The organism is Vibrio sp. SALL6 (genome assembly GCF_002002385.1).
Classification (GTDB): Bacteria; Pseudomonadota; Gammaproteobacteria; order Enterobacterales; family Vibrionaceae; genus Vibrio; species Vibrio parahaemolyticus.
Window position 1 is genome coordinate 113,332 of record NZ_MQVK01000019.1, and the last position, 18,334, is coordinate 131,665.

21 protein-coding genes and 1 pseudogene are annotated in these 18,334 nt (G+C 41.4%); 13 read left to right on the forward strand and 9 right to left on the reverse strand.

Features of this window, described 5'->3' with window-relative positions; translation table 11 throughout:
• Nucleotides 1-31 precede the first annotated feature (31 nt).
• From BIW15_RS11370 to BIW15_RS11380, 4 genes are all read left to right on the forward strand, one after another.
• A complete protein-coding gene (locus BIW15_RS11370; protein WP_077281053.1) occupies nt 32-427 on the forward strand; it encodes a hypothetical protein in 396 nt (131 codons plus the stop codon).
• A gap of 91 nt (nt 428-518) precedes the next feature.
• Complete coding sequence (locus BIW15_RS11375) at nt 519-857, forward strand: hypothetical protein (protein ID WP_077281054.1); 339 nt, start codon at nt 519-521, stop codon at nt 855-857.
• Complete coding sequence (locus tag BIW15_RS25120; RefSeq protein ID WP_179115275.1) at nt 857-1,030, forward strand: hypothetical protein; 174 nt, start codon at nt 857-859, stop codon at nt 1,028-1,030. The genes BIW15_RS11375 and BIW15_RS25120 overlap by 1 nt, the downstream gene beginning before the upstream one ends.
• 178 nt (nt 1,031-1,208) lie before the next feature.
• A complete protein-coding gene (locus BIW15_RS11380; protein WP_077281055.1) occupies nt 1,209-1,610 on the forward strand; it encodes a hypothetical protein in 402 nt (133 codons plus the stop codon).
• Nucleotides 1,611-1,614: 4 nt separating this feature from the next.
• Here the strand turns inward: BIW15_RS11380 and BIW15_RS11385 are convergent, their stop codons facing one another.
• Together BIW15_RS11385 and BIW15_RS11390 are read right to left on the reverse strand one after the other, a co-directional pair.
• Entirely contained in the window at nt 1,615-3,213 is a 1,599-nt protein-coding gene (locus BIW15_RS11385) for a recombinase family protein (RefSeq protein ID WP_179115276.1), read from the reverse strand.
• The gene (locus tag BIW15_RS11390) at nt 3,131-3,478 is read right to left on the reverse strand and encodes a recombinase family protein (protein ID WP_256856989.1); all 348 of its coding nucleotides are present in this window, start codon (nt 3,476-3,478) and stop codon (nt 3,131-3,133) included. The genes BIW15_RS11385 and BIW15_RS11390 overlap by 83 nt, the downstream gene beginning before the upstream one ends.
• A gap of 316 nt (nt 3,479-3,794) precedes the next feature.
• On the opposite strand from BIW15_RS11390, the gene vxrA reads away from it, so the two are divergent.
• From vxrA to BIW15_RS11420, 6 genes are all read left to right on the forward strand, one after another.
• Nucleotides 3,795-5,249 (forward strand): sensor histidine kinase VxrA, encoded by a 1,455-nt coding sequence (gene vxrA / locus BIW15_RS11395; protein WP_077281058.1) that lies wholly within the window; start codon nt 3,795-3,797, stop codon nt 5,247-5,249.
• Nucleotides 5,224-5,886 (forward strand): response regulator transcription factor VxrB, encoded by a 663-nt coding sequence (gene vxrB / locus BIW15_RS11400; RefSeq protein ID WP_005479407.1) that lies wholly within the window; start codon nt 5,224-5,226, stop codon nt 5,884-5,886. Before vxrA ends, vxrB begins: the two co-directional genes overlap by 26 nt.
• A gap of 6 nt (nt 5,887-5,892) precedes the next feature.
• A complete protein-coding gene (locus tag BIW15_RS11405; RefSeq protein ID WP_005455351.1) occupies nt 5,893-6,774 on the forward strand; it encodes a DUF2861 family protein in 882 nt (293 codons plus the stop codon).
• Nucleotides 6,775-6,834: 60 nt separating this feature from the next.
• Nucleotides 6,835-7,956, forward strand: coding sequence for a conjugal transfer protein TraF (locus BIW15_RS11410; RefSeq protein ID WP_005455289.1), 1,122 nt, complete (start codon nt 6,835-6,837; stop codon nt 7,954-7,956).
• A gap of 44 nt (nt 7,957-8,000) precedes the next feature.
• A complete protein-coding gene (locus BIW15_RS11415; protein ID WP_076664419.1) occupies nt 8,001-8,159 on the forward strand; it encodes a YoaH family protein in 159 nt (52 codons plus the stop codon).
• 760 nt (nt 8,160-8,919) lie between these two features.
• On the forward strand, nt 8,920-9,309 hold the full coding sequence (locus tag BIW15_RS11420) for a universal stress protein (RefSeq protein ID WP_023585175.1): 390 nt from the start codon (nt 8,920-8,922) through the stop codon (nt 9,307-9,309).
• A 51-nt stretch (nt 9,310-9,360) separates the two neighbouring features.
• On the opposite strand, the gene BIW15_RS11425 is transcribed toward BIW15_RS11420, so the two are convergent.
• Together BIW15_RS11425 and BIW15_RS11430 are read right to left on the reverse strand one after the other, a co-directional pair.
• Nucleotides 9,361-9,570: a hypothetical protein gene (locus BIW15_RS11425; protein WP_179115277.1), complete on the reverse strand. Its 210-nt coding sequence runs from the start codon at nt 9,568-9,570 to the stop codon at nt 9,361-9,363.
• A gap of 333 nt (nt 9,571-9,903) precedes the next feature.
• Nucleotides 9,904-10,737: a LysR family transcriptional regulator gene (locus BIW15_RS11430; RefSeq protein WP_062851981.1), complete on the reverse strand. Its 834-nt coding sequence runs from the start codon at nt 10,735-10,737 to the stop codon at nt 9,904-9,906.
• Nucleotides 10,738-10,818: 81 nt separating this feature from the next.
• Here BIW15_RS11430 and BIW15_RS11435 point away from each other — a divergent pair, with 81 nt between their 5' ends.
• A complete protein-coding gene (locus tag BIW15_RS11435; RefSeq protein WP_021484665.1) occupies nt 10,819-11,187 on the forward strand; it encodes a hypothetical protein in 369 nt (122 codons plus the stop codon).
• 360 nt (nt 11,188-11,547) lie between these two features.
• Nucleotides 11,548-11,679, forward strand: a pseudogene (locus tag BIW15_RS11440) (DUF3693 domain-containing protein); the annotation flags it as partial.
• A 245-nt stretch (nt 11,680-11,924) separates the two neighbouring features.
• Here BIW15_RS11440 and yciH read toward each other — a convergent pair.
• The 4 genes from yciH to BIW15_RS11460 form a co-directional block, all read right to left on the reverse strand.
• Nucleotides 11,925-12,236, reverse strand: coding sequence for a stress response translation initiation inhibitor YciH (gene yciH, locus BIW15_RS11445; RefSeq protein WP_020835292.1), 312 nt, complete (start codon nt 12,234-12,236; stop codon nt 11,925-11,927).
• Between the two features lie 4 nt (nt 12,237-12,240).
• Nucleotides 12,241-12,630 carry a DUF3319 domain-containing protein gene (locus tag BIW15_RS11450; RefSeq protein WP_005498869.1) on the reverse strand — a complete coding sequence of 130 codons (390 nt, stop codon included), beginning with the start codon at nt 12,628-12,630 and terminating at the stop codon, nt 12,241-12,243.
• Nucleotides 12,631-12,758: 128 nt separating this feature from the next.
• Entirely contained in the window at nt 12,759-13,748 is a 990-nt protein-coding gene (locus BIW15_RS11455) for a D-alanine--D-alanine ligase (RefSeq protein WP_020835291.1), read from the reverse strand.
• Nucleotides 13,749-13,899: 151 nt separating this feature from the next.
• Nucleotides 13,900-14,469: an SPOR domain-containing protein gene (locus BIW15_RS11460; protein ID WP_005455347.1), complete on the reverse strand. Its 570-nt coding sequence runs from the start codon at nt 14,467-14,469 to the stop codon at nt 13,900-13,902.
• 242 nt (nt 14,470-14,711) lie between these two features.
• Here BIW15_RS11460 and BIW15_RS11465 point away from each other — a divergent pair, with 242 nt between their 5' ends.
• A complete protein-coding gene (locus tag BIW15_RS11465) occupies nt 14,712-17,345 on the forward strand; it encodes a bifunctional acetate--CoA ligase family protein/GNAT family N-acetyltransferase (protein ID WP_021484015.1) in 2,634 nt (877 codons plus the stop codon).
• Nucleotides 17,346-17,431: 86 nt separating this feature from the next.
• On the opposite strand, the gene BIW15_RS11470 is transcribed toward BIW15_RS11465, so the two are convergent.
• Entirely contained in the window at nt 17,432-18,319 is an 888-nt protein-coding gene (locus BIW15_RS11470; protein WP_077281061.1) for a LysR family transcriptional regulator, read from the reverse strand.
• Between the last annotated feature and the right edge of the window lie 15 nt (nt 18,320-18,334).

Consider the following 18,334-nt stretch of genomic DNA (forward strand, 5'->3'; position numbering starts at 1 on the left):
TAAATAATAGATACAACTAAGAGGTTAAGATATGCATCACTATTCAATCAAGATGTGCCGCGGCGATACCTTTCAGAGTGATTATTTCAAAATCTACGACGATTTAATCCCTGATACGCTTTCCGTTCAAGAGTTAGACGAAGCGGTCGCTAATGGCACTTACAAAATCATCAATGTCTCAGACTTAACGATAACCGGTATGGCTCGTAGTGGCTATGACGGACTAAAGATATTCGACTTAGATATCATCAAAGAGTCAGACCGATTTTACTTCGAAATTACCCCGACAAAAACAACTCCACTCAACGGCGGCTCACAAACACTTGTATACGACATTCAAGTAAAAGACGCAGATGGAATTGTCACTACGCTGATCAACGGAACGATTACAGTAATGCCAGACGCAACTACTGAACACGTTTTATAAGGGGGCGATATGTATGTAGTACGAATTCCTAGGAAACGTTTTTCAGTTATCAGAACAAAACGGCCACGTCTAAGTGTGGTAAGGGGGAAAAATGTCACTTAAGACAGAATGGTTAGCTTGGCTAATCCCTCTCGCAGTTGGTTACGGGGTTTTGCAACAACAAGTTACTGAAGGGGCCGAAGTTCAGAAGAGGCTCGATGTCAAAGTCGAAGCAATAACGACAATACAACAAAACCAGCAAGTTGATTTAACTCGCATTAAATCAAACGTTGATCAACACGATAAAGAAATCGAGTCGATGCGTCCGATCTATATCGATTTGCAGAAAACGCTCGCGAGCTTAGATAAAACACTAGCTCGGCAGCAAGTAAAGATGTCAACCATCGAAGATGACATCAAAGAAATCAAACAAGCAATAGTGAGAGACTAATGGCAATCAATCTTAAAGCGATAGCATCGGCAATGAACATCATCACACCGATTGCTAGTAAATTAAAAACTTGGATTTTCTCTGATGGGAAGTTCAATCTGAAAAGGGCAGCAATCTTGCTATTGTCTGCATGTTTAATTGGTGGTTCGGTTCACTATATGGGATATGAGTAAACCGAACAAATCATCGAATTAGTTGATCAAGCGTCTGACATCATCGGTTACGCTGAGTAAACCGTATAACTTGCAATGTAGCTAATTCATTGAAAAAAAGTGTCCTTTTCCATCAAAGCGAGTATTATTGATATCAATATGCATCCAATTTAACTTATCTTGAAAGTAGGGCACACGTATGCAAGATGATGACTCTAAACTACCACGTAAAGGCTTCAGGGCAGTGAAGGCTAGCGGCGCATCTCTATTATATCCAAGCTATTTTGATTCTATGGGTGGACTCGGTGCTTCAGCGTCAAAATCGCACGAGGCAGCATTCGACGCAATCCCAGAATCATCTGGTGCTTATGATGTATTGAAAGAATTAGCGAAAAATGCAAAAACGGATGAGCAGATACAAAAAGTTATCAACGCAACTGAAAAATGCAGAGAGCAAGACGCCGAAACCACGCAGCACATTGTAAAGGCCAACGGCGATAATAATGAGATGTTCAAATATCTCGCTTACGGCATTACTGGTGCGGCGCTGGTAGCGGGTGGTTATGGCTACTATCTAGCAAACAAGAAAGATGAAGACTGAAACATCAAATTAGTGAACGAGCATTGAGCAAGTTTAATATAGCTTGCTCGTTGTATCGTTTGTAAGCAACAACAGCAGATTTTTTCGCGTAGTTCTTATCTTTGTACTTCAATTCTTCAATTACGACACCAGTACCGGACATATGCTCGGGCTCTTTGAACATCTGCCACTGTGTCGTCGTCACGCCTAATTTCATCACATCACTACGTCGCCAACGAAGCACATCATGTTCATCGAGGTAGTCAGATACCGCTTGTTGCACAATGCCTAAATGGTCGGTTTTTTCCCTGATTGCAATGCGAGTAATAAAAGTCTGATTGATATTGCACGCTGATTTGAATCGCTCTAGTTCACTTTCTAAGCAGTAGACATCTGAAAGTGCGGGATTAGTTAATGTGACCATTTCAAGTGTTTCAGAGTCAACTACGTGAACTTTGCAGTAGACAGTATCGTGTGTGTTATCTTTCACTATATGACGGTATATCTTTTTACCATCTACCATCGTGATTGTTATCAGTTGACCGTCAATATCTATGCGACGTACTAGCTTCTGTACTTGGTCACGTAATTTAATAATCTCTTCGTCGTCTCGCTGTTCTTGAAATTCTGATATCGCAGCTTGCCACTCGGCATAAGACTTGAGATCTACATCTTCAATTACTGCGTGCTTCTTACGTTCAGCCATGATCTCCTGCTCGACTTGCTCTATCTCAAGCTTAGACTTGCGCAATTGCTGCTTAAACTCTGGCGTGAAGAGATCAGGGTCACTCATCAACATCGATTCTTGCTTAGAGTACTTGATACGCATTAAGTCAGCTTTAGATAGCAATTCGTTCAATAGCGTATCGTCAAACTTCTCAGACTCGAATACATGGGTCTGAATAGCATCGAGAACTATACGATCAACAACTCTCAAGCTTATGTAGCTTATGCATGGGTTGAGAATATGTAAGCAGCGATAAAACGCAGGGCTATCTTTTGGAGCAATTCCACCCATAGCGCGACCACAAGAGCAGTAAAGCCGACGAATACCGCCGAGAAGAGTAGGGCGTGCTCTATTACCGTTCGACACGTATTTCTCTTCTTTTCGCAAACTCATTTGATGAAATTCGAGATCGGTGCACACTCTTGGGTAATAGTCTTCCAATTTGTATTCAATATCTTCTAGTTTGACGGAACGCAAGCCAGTTAATGCTTCTTTACGATGAAACGAGGCAACAAGAGAGTATGACCACTCAATGCGTTCACCGTCTTTGTCATACCTTGGATGATTTTCTTCAAGATAACGCATGATTTCACGATTACCTTTACCATCGATGATGAGCTTGACAATATCTTTCGCGGCTTGAAAGTACAGACGGTGGGGTTGTACGACTTTATTATCTAGCTGAATCCAGAATGGGTGTTTACCGACGCCGATATCCCATGCGGTTCCGTTTTCGGGCTTCTCTCCGCGTTGAAATTCTTCTATACGATGCAGAGCGTATCGATTAGTAAGATATGCTTTCTTTGCACTTTCTTCATGTGCAGTATTCAGAGCAAGAGTCTTCAGAATAGCACTGTTTGTACAGGTGATTATCAATGGTTGTGTAGATATTAACACCTGCCCCGACGATGCGGTTGTATAGATTTTCTGAATCTGTCAGTTCTTGACGACTTAGGCGGTCAAGAGCACGCATTACAATAATGTCGCCTTTCTTGATGCGACCTTTTTCGATATCGCGCACAATTTCGCCAAGCTGACCCGATTCTAAGTTTTTGCCTTTGTAAGACGATACGCCTTCATCTATGTAAATTCTGTCTGATACCGTAGTGTGATATTCTTTAGCAATTCGAGATAAAAGTGCCTCGTCACCTTGGAGAGACATGGACAAACCCTCCAATTGCTTCCCGCTGGAAACCCGACAGTATGCATATAACATATTGATATTCCTACTTCCAATGCATCATTTTTCAAACTAATGTATCACACTATTTTACTTTAAGTGATGCTAAAGAAAGCGTAGAGGCGATTTTTAAAGCGTTGTAATCGAAATTGTTTTAAAACTATACAGGGTCAGCACTTGCTGGCCCTTTTTTGTTCCGTTTCAATGTTATAGTAATGCAAATCCTTAAGTTAGCTAATGTCAATTGCTTGTAGATTGATGTATAGTTTTCGCTAATGAAACAAGTAACGGTAACAGTTTGATTAAACAGTTTTTGCTCGGTTTTGCATCAATATTGCCACTATTCTCGGCACCTGCATTATCCGATTCACTACCAGAACGCATAGATACGTTTACAGAGCTATTTAACTATGAAGTGGCTCTTAAATCGTATGATATACGCATTCTGCAATCAAATTACCCTACGAAGTTACTTTCACCTGATTCGTTGCTTCCTCAAACTTCTGACTATCCTTTGAAGGATATTCAGCAGCTCTACAGCTTGGCGAATACATGTCGAGGGAAATTACCTCTCAGCCCTCTAATTACTGAACCTCTAGTATTTACTCGTGCTATTTGTAAGGGAACGCAATTAACGCCGCGTTGGTTCTCGCGTAGTGGATTAATTCACCCGGGTGGCGGTACTTACGCGGCGCGCTATGTTGAAAAGTATCCCGAGTTGCGTCCTAAACTTGCTCAGTACATGCACATTAAAGAGCGTGACAACGAAGAAGGTGACGAGCTACTAGAAAGCTTGCAAAATATGGACGATGACGCCATTAATGCTCTAATTGCAGGAGCAAGTATGTTTATTGAAGGCAAGGAAATGTGGCTTCGTCGTGGAGACCGTTACTTCGTATTTTCCAAAGACGTTTGGCAAGAAAACGTCGCGAATGCGGGTCTTTCTTATACATTAGCGTCACAAAGCAAAAGCTGTTTCGTAAAACGAGGCAACATATGTTGGGATGTAGAAGATCACTCGCAAGTATTGCGGATCAGCATGATCATCCTTGTCATTGCAAACATCTTGCTTGTCATTGGCTGGGCGGTGTACCGTTGGAACAGTAAGCGTGAAGAACTTCGCAGCCGTATGCTGGTCTTACAGATCTTAACGCATGAGCTTCGAACGCCAATTGCTTCACTATCGCTAACCGTCGAAGGATTTAGACGAGAATTTGAGCACTTACCTGAAAGTGTGTATGACGAATTCCGAAGATTATGTGAAGATACTCGCCGATTGCGTCAATTGGCGGAGGCAAGTAAAGATTATTTGCAATCTGATAACCAAATGCTTGCAACAGATTGGGTTCCATCTGTAGCAGAATGGCTAGAATATAAGATTGAAGAAGAATTTGATAACGCTGTGCTTTTCCACATCAACGAAGATGTAGCGGCAAAAGTTAACGTTTACTGGCTTGGAACATGTATCGATAACTTATTGCGAAACGCACTTAAGTATGGCGTTCCACCGGTTGAACTGAATGTTCAAACCAGTGAAGAAAAAATCGTATTCCAAGTCCGAGATGCCGGTGATTTGACTTCTAAAGACTGGGCAAATTTGAGAAAACCGTTCGTAAGTAAGAGCGGGTTAGGACTTGGATTAACAATCGTTGAATCTATGGTAGGCCGCATGGGCGGAAAAATGTCCCTAATGGGACCACCTACAACCTTTATATTGGAGATACCTTGTGAAACAGACACTGCTTCTCGTTGAGGACGATAAAAACTTGGCTGATGGCCTGTTAGTAAGCCTGGAACAAGCAGGATATGAGTGTTTACATGTGGAGCGTATTGCCGACGTCGAACCTCAGTGGAAAAAAGCGGATCTTGTCATCCTAGATCGCCAGCTACCTGACGGTGACTCCGTACAACATCTCCCTGAATGGAAGAAAATTAAAGACGTTCCAGTTATCTTGTTAACGGCTCTTGTTACCGTTAAAGATAAGGTAGCTGGTTTAGACTCTGGTGCAAATGACTATCTTACAAAACCGTTTGCAGAAGCTGAATTGTTCGCGCGTATTCGTGCTCAATTGCGTGCGCCTGACTCTGCTGATCAAGCTAATGCAGATAAAGTGATGACGAAAGATCTGGAGATCGATCGCGCAACACGTGAAGTTATCTTCAAAGGTGATTTGATCACGTTAACTCGTACTGAGTTTGATTTGCTTCTGTTCTTGGCGTCAAACCTAGGCCGCGTTTTTACTCGTGATGAATTACTAGACCATGTATGGGGTTACAACCATTTCCCTACAACACGTACTGTAGATACCCACGTACTTCAACTTCGTCAGAAATTGCCAGGCCTTGAAATCGAAACGCTTCGTGGCGTAGGCTACAAGATGAAAGCATAATCGATAATGAAAACGCTACTCCCTGTAGTTCTCTCGTTAGCGTTAGTGAAACCAGTCCAAGCGATGGACTGGTTTCAAACCAATACGCCACTGACACAAGCTCATCAACACCTGCTTGAAGATGACCTCGCAGGGATGTTCAACTCGTTGGTTGAGTTATGGCAAACAGAGCCAAGCAAAGATCTAACTCCTCATCTCAATGACTTACTCGGTCAATCTCTTTCGAAAAATTGTGGAAAATCACTGACAGGTGTTACCTTGCCTGATTGGATCAGTGGCGTAAACGTGATTCGTCAAACTATCCAAAGTCCGGGGCGCGACACTTTCCGTTTGGTGATCAAACTTAGAGCGACAACAGATATTGAAGACATATCGTTTCGTCGTTGGGTCGATGAGTCTATCTCTGGTGACAGCTCTTTCAGTTATGAAGAGCAAGCTGATGGGACAGAAATTGCAAACGAACGCAGTTTTCTCAAGCGATACAACCTTACAGGTAAACTGGAAGCCGGTTTGTATCACTTGTCCGTTGTATCTAAAGATAAACAAGTTTACCGAACTTGGGTGATACTCGGAGACTCAAACTCCTCCCAATATGTACGCTGGACATCAAAAGAGAACTGGAAAGTAGAAAAGAGTGCACTTCGCAATCCTCATTGCCCATTACCTCAATTAGAAGTCGGTCTGTACGACTATGTGGATGGCCAGTATGAGCAGATGTGGAAGAAAACCTACGAATCTAATTACCCAAACTCACTTGAATTAGCTGGTGTACCAAACGATAGATATGTTTTAGCGGTAAGTATCAACAGTAGACGTTGGCAAGGGGACATAATTGTTGAGCAAGCTCAAACAATCAGCCGTACTTATGATCTTTCTCAGGAAGAATAATTAAAGAAATAACATTTGTGCCGATATAAGTTCAGGAAGAACTAAAAACACAAGTGTAGTATGAAAACCCAATTCAAAATTTTAGCCACCACCATTACAGCATCACTATTTGCGAATGTCGCTTCTGCTGCGACTTATGCTATTGAAGCACGTAGCGATGCAATGGGTGGTGTTGGTACCGTTTCTGCCTCTTATCTGACCGCTCCATTTTTCAACCCTGCGTTGACTGCAATTTACCGCCGCAATGACGACGCGGGTATGATCATTCCAAGTTTCGGTATAAGTTATGACGATCAATATGATCTTATTGACGAAATCGAGCGCATTAGTAAGCTGACCGATGTTGATGAGATCAAAAAATCCATGGACGCTATTGACGGCAAAAAAATGGATTTTGACTTAGGTGGTGTCGTTGCCGTTGGTATTCCAAATAAATTCTTATCAGCAACTGTCTACGGAAAACTCTACACAGAGTCATTTGTTCAACCTAATGTTGATACATCAGGTGTCGATCCACTAACAGACAGCTATGTTCAAGGTGTTTCGATTGGCGTAGCGGAGGCGGGGGTGTCTCTTGCCAAGTACACCAACTTTATGAATCAGCATCTTTCTTTTGGTATCACCCCAAAACTGCAGCGCATCTATACATATTCGTATGCGACCAGCTTTAAAAACTTTGATACCAAAGATCTCCGTGAGCACGAAACTGCTGAAACTATGTTTAACTTAGATGCGGGTGCACTTTGGTTCTTCGGTCCATATCGTTTGGGTATCTCGGCTAAAAACTTGATTGGAAGAGACGTGAAAACCAAATCGTTCCAGTACAACACTGATACGATTCAGTCATACGAATACAGTATGAGACCTGTTTACACAGTAGGTGCGGGTATCGTTGCAGACTACTTTACCATGAGCGTCGACTACGACTTAAATGAAGAGAAACGCTTTTCCTCATTTGATGACAACACCCAAATGATTCGAGCTGGCTTCGAAATAGACATTTTGCGCCAAATGGCACTACGAGGTGGCTATATGAAAAACCTTGCGAGAAGTAATGATGAAGGGACGATTACGGCTGGTATAGGCTTATCGCCATTGAACCTGATTGAATTAGATATTGCTGCGAGATACACAAACGAAAATGCAATGGGCGCATCCATTAATTTCCTTGCGACCTATTAACTGAATCGTTATAGTCGGCTCCTCACATTGAGGAGCCTTTTTTTATGTTTGACGATTTACCACCTATATCGCACAAAGAGCAGCAAGAAGCTGTAGAACGAATTCAAGAATTGATGGCAAAGGGCACAAGTACAGCCGAAGCGATCAAAATCGTGGCAGAGAAGATTCGCGCAGAATACGCAGCCAAACAACAAGACAGTTAATAGAAGAAGCAGGGCACAGACCCTGCTTTTTTTTGCCCCTTTCTTAATCCATTTCCCATCAAACAATTTAAGTCATACCGTTACCGCGTAACACGATCTTCTTAACTACAGCAGTAAAAGAGCTAACCATTTAGACGAAAGCAACAGGTAAAATTTTACCAATTCATCTTTATCCATAAACATGCTTCAGTGGTGATTTTATGGTTGTTTAGGTCAATCTTGGTTAAATCTGATATTAATCAGTGAGTTATCGTAGAATTATTTGCTTTTCCAAGATTGATGAATAATTTGCATGTAATTAAATTACACAGCGGCCATTAAGAGGGATAATTAGCCAGTATAATGTGTTGAATTTTTCATTAAGACACAGTGTCACAAAATCAAATTAGAATTAGGTGCTTATATATACTTCCATATAAAGACAGTAAGTACTTGCAGACGGTGTGTCAGAACTGCTTATCCAGGGATTACATCATTAAAATTGCGGCAGAGTTTTTGATGATCTTTAATCTAGATTTTCAGAGCGCTTAGAGGCAGGAGCCACTACGGACTTAGTTTTACAGCATCGCTTACAAGTCAACTTAAGTTACGGTGTAATGTTTAGTGAGAGGCTTTTGATGTTTTAGGGTATATGTTCGAACAACTGAGCTCTTAGAGATGGGGATTTGGATGTTTTCATTTAGATATCGCGGGTAAGCCGATGTCTAGTGTGTTCGATAAGCTAGACTAAAAGTAGTACCATTCAAAATAGGAGAACGTAATGAGTTATGGACATATTTTGGTTGCGGTAGACCTTACTGATTCCAGCAAAAAAGTCATCGATAAAGCAGTTTCTTTAGCGAAAGATGAAAAAAGTAAGCTTTCCTTAGTCTATGTAGATGTCGATAAGATTATTCTAGAGTTGAAAGAAGAACGAAAGTTGCAGAATGCATTACAAAAGCTTGCTGACGAGTGTGATTATGAAGTCCATGACAATATGGTTGTGATTGGTGATCTTCACATCAAGCTCTCCGGAATTGCGAAGGAAGTAGGGATAGATCTCGTTGTATGTGGCCATCATCATAGCTTGTTGAGTCGTTTCTTTTCTTCTGTCCCTAAGCTTGCGAACGCCATAGAAGCTGATTTGCTAGTCGTGTACTTAGATGATTAAACAATGATGAATAAAAGCCGAACCAAAGGCTAGTTCGGCTTATATCGTTTATCAAGTTAACGAGAATGGCTTTTTGGACAAAACAGAAACGGATTCAGCATTTGAAGCCATGTCAAAATGTACGTTAACTTGGACGCCTTCTCGCTCAAAAGTAACATCGTCAAAATCTGTCATGGCGATTTTGAACCCGTTCTTTGCAAAAAGGCCAGTAACCATGGTGCGCTGTTTAATTTCTAAAGCGGACGCCAGTAATTTATCCATAGCCAATATCCTTGTTTTTTATGGGGGTCACAAACACCATACCGCTCGCAGATTATGAAATCAATTGATTATTGGGCTGTACTAGACTTATGTTTTAGTCAAAGTCAATTAACGCACTATTTAACGTGATATGCATTCATTAGAAGCATTTCCGAGGATATGTTTTACCACGATCTCTGTGACGCAAAGCATCATTCCTCTATTGAGATAATTGAATTGACAATATCGTTAACATAATTTGTTACAAATTAACTTTGTTTTTGAGTGTTATTTGTCATTTTTCGGCAGACCTCAAATGAGTAAGTCCAACTGGATGTGACACCGTAATTATAGTTACTTTTCCCCTAAGATCGCTGTGAGCTCTAACCTTATGAAAGATGAAATTTCGGCCAGCTTTCTCGGTAATGGATTTTGATAGGGGTAGGCGACATACATTGACTTTTCTGTGCTGTATGTATGGGTAACTTTTAAAAGTTCTTGATGACTACTGCCTTTTAACAGGTAGTTGGGTATTACGCCCAATCCCACACCTTGCTCAACAAAGTTTAATAAAATTGATGTATTATCGACCTCTATCACATCACAATAACTTTTTCTTATTTCTTCCTTATTCGAATGATTTTTATATATAAGAAGAGTGCTACTTATTTCATTGCTGTCATTAGAAATTAGAACATCATTATAATTCCCAACTTTATGCGCAATTAAATTATCATCAACAACATCATTTAGTCTTATTGCCATATCAACATTGCTTTCTAATAGATTTATCACCTTATTACTAGACGAAATTTCAAAAATTACCGCAGGGTATCTCTCTTGTAATTTTCTCAAAATACTGCCGAAAATTGATGAAGCTATAGAGTTTGGCATTGTTATCTTGAATTTACCGCTAATATAGTCACTCAGTGATCTGGCTCTATAGTTTAGTTCTTGTAGCTTACTTAATGTTTCAAGAGCCAGAGGACTAATACTTTTCCCATGGTCAGTTAAGACGAGCTTTCGAGTCGTTCTATGCACCAATGTTACGCCTAAAGCAGTTTCAAGCATCGCGAGTTGACGACTGACTTGAGCCTTTGATTTTCCAAGTTCCTTAGCTGCTTCAGTTAAAGAGAGGTGTTTGCATATTGCCGCGAAGTTGATGAGTTCGCTATTGAGCCATTCCATGATTGTTACCTATCTGCAACTCTGAGTCACGTTGTCTTTTTGGAGGCTGAACAGTATAACTTGCATCAACGGAGGGGGAAAATGATATTTAAAAGTTACGAAGAAGTGGTTTCTGAATACCACTTGGAGCAGATTGTTAATAATATAAAAAATGGGATTATTAACGTTTCAGGCAGTGACGATATTAAATCTTTAGTCAACGATAGGAACTGTAAGGTTGACATTATATCAAAAATAACATCTTTGAATAAAAGTAAAGGTAGCATGTTAATTGAAGCGGCTTGCGTTATCCATAATGAAATTACTGTACCCAAAAATATAAATAAAATTATTTTAGTAATCGATGTTGCATTATCAAATTTAAGTACAAATTATGTTGAGGTTTATGAATATGAAAGTAATAAAACAAAATACGAAACAATTATCCTTGCCAGAAATAAGTTTTTCTAAGTTAGTTGTACAAACCATAAATTTTTATACTAGAGTATTTCGCGTGTTGTTTGGTGGTGAGTTAAGGCATCGGTACTCAAGAAAGCAAAACGTACGGGCATCCGAAGAGCTAAGCGACCATATGAAAAGAGACCTTGGTTTGTGATACTAAAGACTTAAGTCATAAATAAAACAACAGCTCAATAAGCCGAACCTTTGGTTATGAGGTTCGGTTTTTACACCTCAAATTTTCATGAAAAAAGTAAATTCTTACACTGACGTATACAAGAGATAGTTGATAAGGTTTGGTTTGGTATAGCCATTCCAAACATTACTTCAATCTGAGGTACCATTGCTGGGTTGAAGTAATTAAGAGCAGTATGGGAAGGAATTGCAAAAAAGTTTAATGGGCTTGGATTATCAGGAATCTCAATGGCTTGCACTGGATTAGCCTTAGTGATTGCAAGTCCACAGGAATCACTATTGCAGTGCGCATTATATGTGTTATGTTAAATTAAGTGTAACCATACGTCAGATTCTTTCTACTTTGCTCTCCTATCTCTTTCAGATTTTAAATTTGAGCTAACTTTAGAGAGCTGATTAAACATAATCAGTATTTACCATAAAATAGCTAATATCGATCTATCAATCTGCGATTGCTTGTTCTTCAATTAGCAAAATTGTTTATTGCAAATAAAAATGGCGTCTAATCATATAGACGCCATTTTTAGTTTATCTGAGATTTTAATGTCAGGAATTTAGCCACCGGCTAGTTTTACTGCCATGCCTTTCTTTTCAAGGTGCGTTTTGATCTTATCTCTTGCGTCCCCTTGAATTTCGATGGTGCCATCTTTGACTGAACCGCCACAACCGCATACTTTTTTAAGCTCTGCAGCGAGCAGTTTCAAAGGCGCATCGTCTAGGTCTAATCCTGAAACGATACAAACGCCTTTGCCTTTACGGCCTTTGGTTTGGCGCTGAATACGAACAATACCGTCGCCTTTAGGACGAGCTACTTTTTCTTCTTCCGGTTTAATGCGTCCGGTTTCTGTTGAATATACCAGGGTCATTCTGTTATTTCTTTTGCTGTTGTGCCTGCGCTTGCATCGCTTTCTGCTTTGCAACTAAATAAGCTTCGATGTGTCGTTGAATAGCAGCTTTGCCACCTTTAATGAGTTTTCCATTAAACATACAGTACCAACCGTTTGGTTCACCAGTGTCGTTTTTAATGGTATAGCCGTTAAAAACTTCTGATTGAACACCACCGGTTGGGTTTGCTCTTTGTCCAAGAGACGCGAATTCTTTCGGGTCAATGATTGATGCTGTGTCACACCACCAATCAATGCTCTTTTTCACCGCCGTCAAACTGCCTTGTAAAACGTGGTTTTTGATTTTAACCTTCCAAATACTGCCATCGGGTCCGCCTGACTGCAGGTTAAAACCTCTATAATTTGAAATTGCCATACCACTGAATCATCTGTTTAATGCGTTAATACAATCATAATTGTTACTGAGCATTATTCAAATATCGCTTGAACAAACCGTGCTCTATTCAACTATTTCTAACACAAAACGTATCGCGTAAACGTTAATCACTTTGCACTATTAATACAATCTTCAAGAAACTCATGGAACTTGTGACCATTGTTTTGAAGCATTTTAGGGAACATTGAAATTGGTGTCATTCCTGGGAATGTATTCACTTCATTCAAGTAAATTTCGTTATCTTCCGTAAGGAAAAAGTCGATGCGAGACAAATGACGAAGGTTCATTTGTTTGAATACGGTTTCTGACGCATGACGAATCTTATCGATCTGTTCTTGAGTCAGGTTCTTCGCTTCTACTTCTGTTAATGAATGGCTTGAGCTGCTGTATTTTTCATCGTATGAGTAAAATGCACCATCGGGTGCGATCACTTCACCTGGCTTAGTGATGTGCAGTTCACCGTTCATTTCATAAGCTGCGACTTCTAACTCACGAGGTTTTACCGCTTTCTCTACAAGTACTTGATCTGAATAACCAAACGCATCGTTTACTGCTTTAGCGATAGCTTGCTTCTCGGTTACACTGTAACACCCAACAGACGAGCCCTGACGTGCAGCTTTAACAAACACTTTTCCCCACTTTTCAAAGGCTTGTTCAGCTTGTCTGTGAGCGTGTTCATCATTGCGAGTTAGGAATAAGTAAGGTGTATTTGGAATGTCTAAAGCGTCGTACCAAAGTTTTGATGTGATTTTATTGAAACTGTTGCTGCTTGCTTCTGGTCCACATCCTAAGTATGGAATACCGGCAATTTCGAATAGTGATTGAATGTCACCAGTCTCGCCAGGAAAGCCGTGAATACAAGGCACAATAAAGTCGATCGTTTGATTGGATTCATTCGAGCACAATTGTTTGGTGTTTAAATCAAGGTAAACCAATTCGCCTTGATCTGTAACCCAACCTTCATTTTTTATTTCTACGCGAGTGACTTTGACGTTCTGAATTAGGTTTAGTTGTTGTTCAACAAAGTTAGCCGACAACAGTGAAATTTCGTGTTCAGAAGAGCCGCCGCCGCATAATAGAAGAATATTTTTAATCATGAATCAATCTTTCCGTGACCTACAAAAGATACTAGTTAATATGATAAACCTTTGAGGTGTAACGTACAGTTATTTTAGTGTGAGGAATTCTGTTCGAATAGGATTTGACCAAAGAAATAAGGGAGCGTATTGCTCCCTTATTTTGGTTTGATTAGTTGAGTTTGTTAAGCGTTGGAAATGATGAGTTCTTAATTGCGTCAATGCTTTTAACAAAAGGCTTCAACTGTTGGAATTGAGTTGGAAGCGTTGAAATCGCTTGTTGAGCTTCGGCGCTTGTTGCGTAGTCACCGTAAAGAACCGAGAACCACTTTGTGCCGTTGACGACTTTGTAATTCTCCCAAATCGGCTGACCGTTTTGAGGCAGTTTGTTTGCAAATTGATCAACTTTAGCTTGGCTACCGACAGCGACTACTTGGATGGTGTAACCGAATCGTTGAATACCTGCTTGCTTCTTGCTCGGTGGGACGATTTTAACGGGTTTTACCTGCTCTTTGGGTGTGAGTTTCACCACTTTTTTCTCTTCAGGCTTTGCCGTCATTTTCACGACTTCAGGCTTAACGTCTTGTTCTACAACTGCACTTTCAGATGCCATTATAGGTTTAGAGACTGCGTCTGATTTGTAGTCTTCTCGGTAGCTTTCGGAGGTGACATCTGTGATGTAAGTTTCCGAAACACAAGCTGAAAGAAGGACTGATAAGCCAATGATTGCGATTTTTTTCATGAAGTAACAAACGCTCTGGATAAATATTACGATAAATCATGCCGATAGCAGGCCCGTTTATCAAGCATCAAATACAATAATCTGCGAATTTGATGTGATGAGTAACACAAACTCTACAAGCACTGTATAGATTTGCTTCAATGTCCGGTTCGTTTATGTTTTCTGGCCTATTTATTCGTTTATGATTGTTGATATCAACGTAGCAGATTGCAAGTAAGTCGCGACAAGCCGCAGGAGTTCACATGAATAAACTACATAAGCTCTTTAAACCTAGTTCTGTAGCGGTAATTGGCGCCTCTCAAAAAGAACTCCGTGCAGGTCAAGTCGTTATGCGGAACCTTCTGCAAAGTGGGTTTGACGGTGCAATCATGCCAGTTACCCCAAGGTATAAAGCGGTATCGGGTGTCATTGCCTATCGCGATGTTGCTTCCCTGCCCTATACGCCGGATATCGCGATTCTCTGTACTAATGCTTCGCGAAATGAACAACTTCTCAAAGAGCTGGATGAGCGTGGTACTCCATTCGCGATAGTAATTTCTGATGATGCACAAACGCTAGATTTGTCATCTCTTAATATTCGGGTTCTTGGACCAAACAGTCTTGGAATTATCTTACCTTGGCATAATTTCAATTGTACGTTTTCGCCTGTCGCAGCAAAGCCGGGAAAGATTGCTTTTATCTCTCAATCGGCTGCCGTTTGTACCACGGTTTTAGATTGGGCTAACGACAAAAATATCGGGTTTTCTTCATTTATCTCGATTGGTCGTGGACAAGATATTGATTTTGCAGATTTGCTCGATTATTTGAGTATGGATGGCAATACCGAAGCAATATTGTTGTATGTAGACTCCATTCAAGATGCACGACGATTTATGTCCGCAGCCCGTGCCGCTTCTCGCAATCGTCGTATATTGGTGTTGAAAGCTGGTCGTTCAAAAGAAATGAATACGTTCGAGCAGCAAGATGGCGATACGCTCGATGTGATTTATGACTCTGCGATACGAAGAACGGGTATGCTGCGTGTTAGCAATACGCATGAGTTATTTGCTGCGGTAGAGACGCTGACGCACTCAGTTCCGTTGCGTGGAGAACGCTTAGCCATCATCACTAACGGTGGAGGCCCTGCCGTCATGGCGGTTGATACACTAGTTGAGCGAGGTGGCAATTTAGCGACTCTGGACGAAGTAACAACCGAACAGCTCAGAGCCATTTTGCCGTCTAACTGGCGGGGTGTTAATCCGATAGATCTTTCCGGAGATGCAACGAAAAAACGCTACGTAGATGCGATCAATGCGGTAATGAATAATGATTGTGCTGATGCGATTTTGATTATGCACAGTCCTTCTGCCGTGTCTGATTCTTATGAAACGGCTTTGGCGGTTATTGAAGCCATCAAGAATCACCCTCGACATAAACATTTTAATGTCCTAACTAACTGGTCTGGGGAACAAACATCTCGAGATGCTCGATTGGCATTCACTCAAGCGGGGATACCTACCTATCGTACGCCGGAAAGTGCGGTCGTTGCTTACATGCACCTCGTTGAATACAGGCGAAATCAGAAACAGTTGATGGAAACGCCAACAACAGCAGAGCCGCTGCACTCAGGTAGCGTAAATTCTGCAAAAGAATGGGTAGATGAACGACTACTGGATAAAAACACAGTCACACTGGATACACACCAAACTAGCCCACTATTTAAGCTCTTTGGCTTTAATGTTTTGCCTACTTGGATAGCATCGGATGAAATCGAAGCTGTTCACATGGCAGAAAATATTGGCTACCCTGTCGCCGTGAAGCTTCGCTCTCCTGATATTCCTCACAAATCAGACGTACACGGCGTGGCGCTTAATTTGAGAAATAGTCGAGAAGTTTCTAACGCTGCACAATCGATTTTAGATACCGTCAAATTCAGTTACCCATCTGCAAACGTACACGGCCTGCTAGTTCAAGGCATGGCGAAGCTTGGCAGCGCGGAAGAGTTGCGAATCAGTATCGCGGTCGACAAGGTATTTGGGCCTGTCATTTTACTTGGTCAAGGTGGATCTGAATGGAACATCGCTCAAGATGCGGTGGCCGCCCTGCCTCCTTTGAATATGACGCTTGCACGCTATTTAGTCGTGGTTGCATTAAAGTCCGGGAAGATCCGTCTTCAGAAACACAAAGATGCGCTCGATATCACTGAGCTGTCAAAATTCTTAGTTCGTATTTCGCAAATGGCGGTTGAGTTACCTGAAATACAAAGACTGGATATCCATCCAGTATTGGTGTCTGGAGATGACTTAACCATACTTGATGCTGATGTGACGCTTTGCAAATATGAAGGTGACGCTCAAAAACGACTGGCTATTCGCCCTTTCCCTGCTGAATTTGTTGAAACTGTGACACTGCGTGATGGTCAACCAATCCTTCTTCGTCCAATTCTTCCTGAAGATGAGCCGCTCCACGCTCAGTTCATCAATAGTGTATCTAAAGAAGATCTCTATAAACGGTTCTTCTCAGAGGTTGGTGAGTTCAATCACGAAGCTTTAGCTAATTTTACTCAAATTGACTACGACCGAGAGATGGCCTTTGTCGCAGTAGCATTCGATAAAAGTGGACCGTCGATCATTGGTGTCGCGCGTGCGCTGATCACGCCAGACAACAGTGATGCTGAATTTGCGATTTTGGTTCGCTCAGATTTGAAAGGAAAAGGATTAGGAAAAATCTTGATGGAGAAGATCATCAGCTATTGCAAAATTAAAGGCACGAAACAAATGTCAGGTATGACGATGCCGACCAATCGAGGGATGCTGATGCTTGCTCAACGTTTGGGGTTTGAAGTTGATGTCCAGTTTGCAGACGGTACGGCAGATATGGTGCTACCTTTAAATTAATGAGTGAGGAGCGTGCTCTCTTTTTACCGCTCAACTTCTTAGATTCAGTAGACTTATCTGAATCTAAGAAGTAAAAAGTGACGCTGTTACTTTAGTTTCCAATTCTTCTTCAGATACTGAATGCACCAAGATTTCGCTTCACCCATGGTGTTTCTTCTCCACGCGAGAATGATATCCATCGGCTGCTCTTCTGTGCCTTCAATTTGCTTAAGTACGCCTTTTTCTATTAACGGTTGCGCGATTTGTCTAGGTAAGGTACCAATCCCTAAGCCTGCGGTTAATGCTTCTACTTTTGCTGTAAAGTTAGTAACAGTGAGTCTAGGTTGCTTTTGAATGATGTTTATCGAAAGTGCTGGCTGTTCGCGAGCGGTGTCTGCAATGGCAATAATTCGGTATTTCTCTCTTGCTGAATCATCAAACTCGCCACTGCGTTTGTGAACGTAATGCTCGGTTGCCGCAACCCAAATCATGGACATCTTGCCAATTTTCTCTGCTTTCACTTCTTGCGGTAACGTATCCAACGAAGGGCACACAAGCAGATCGGCTCTTCCTGTATTCAGAGATTCCCAGCTTCCTGCAAGGATTTCTTCTTGCAGCCTAATGCGTGTCGAGCTTACTTCCGCCAGCGCATCCACCATCGGAAAGAAGTTTGAAACTGGAATGATGCCATCAAACGCAACAGTAATATCCAACTCCCAACCGTTAGCAAGCAAAGTCGCATCATTCACTAACTTTTCACTCGCTTGCAGAATTGCACGCCCTCTTTCCAAAATGAGCTTACCCGCCTCCGTAAAGAGCGCTTTGTGTCCTGAACGGTCAAAAATATTGATGTCGAGATCTTGTTCGAGCTTTTGGATTTGGTAACTCAGTGAAGATGGTGCTCTATCGAGCTCATTTGCCGCTGCCGCAAAGCTGCCTCTGCGATCTATCGCATCCAAGATATGGAGCGCTTCTAAAGTGATAGGGCTCTGCACGATAACTCCCTTTGT

Coding starts and splice junctions, on each gene's coding strand:
- BIW15_RS11370 (WP_077281053.1), top strand. CDS start 32: ATGCATCACTATTCAATCAAGATGTGCCGCGGCGATACCTTTCAGAGT.
- BIW15_RS11375 (WP_077281054.1), top strand. CDS start 519: ATGTCACTTAAGACAGAATGGTTAGCTTGGCTAATCCCTCTCGCAGTT.
- BIW15_RS25120 (WP_179115275.1), top strand. CDS start 857: ATGGCAATCAATCTTAAAGCGATAGCATCGGCAATGAACATCATCACA.
- BIW15_RS11380 (WP_077281055.1), top strand. CDS start 1,209: ATGCAAGATGATGACTCTAAACTACCACGTAAAGGCTTCAGGGCAGTG.
- BIW15_RS11390 (WP_256856989.1), bottom strand. CDS start 3,478: ATGTCTCTCCAAGGTGACGAGGCACTTTTATCTCGAATTGCTAAAGAA.
- BIW15_RS11405 (WP_005455351.1), top strand. CDS start 5,893: ATGAAAACGCTACTCCCTGTAGTTCTCTCGTTAGCGTTAGTGAAACCA.
- BIW15_RS11410 (WP_005455289.1), top strand. CDS start 6,835: ATGAAAACCCAATTCAAAATTTTAGCCACCACCATTACAGCATCACTA.
- BIW15_RS11415 (WP_076664419.1), top strand. CDS start 8,001: ATGTTTGACGATTTACCACCTATATCGCACAAAGAGCAGCAAGAAGCT.
- BIW15_RS11420 (WP_023585175.1), top strand. CDS start 8,920: ATGAGTTATGGACATATTTTGGTTGCGGTAGACCTTACTGATTCCAGC.
- BIW15_RS11425 (WP_179115277.1), bottom strand. CDS start 9,570: ATGGATAAATTACTGGCGTCCGCTTTAGAAATTAAACAGCGCACCATG.
- BIW15_RS11430 (WP_062851981.1), bottom strand. CDS start 10,737: ATGGAATGGCTCAATAGCGAACTCATCAACTTCGCGGCAATATGCAAA.
- BIW15_RS11435 (WP_021484665.1), top strand. CDS start 10,819: ATGATATTTAAAAGTTACGAAGAAGTGGTTTCTGAATACCACTTGGAG.
- yciH (WP_020835292.1), bottom strand. CDS start 12,236: ATGACCCTGGTATATTCAACAGAAACCGGACGCATTAAACCGGAAGAA.
- BIW15_RS11450 (WP_005498869.1), bottom strand. CDS start 12,630: ATGGCAATTTCAAATTATAGAGGTTTTAACCTGCAGTCAGGCGGACCC.
- BIW15_RS11455 (WP_020835291.1), bottom strand. CDS start 13,748: ATGATTAAAAATATTCTTCTATTATGCGGCGGCGGCTCTTCTGAACAC.
- BIW15_RS11460 (WP_005455347.1), bottom strand. CDS start 14,469: ATGAAAAAAATCGCAATCATTGGCTTATCAGTCCTTCTTTCAGCTTGT.
- BIW15_RS11465 (WP_021484015.1), top strand. CDS start 14,712: ATGAATAAACTACATAAGCTCTTTAAACCTAGTTCTGTAGCGGTAATT.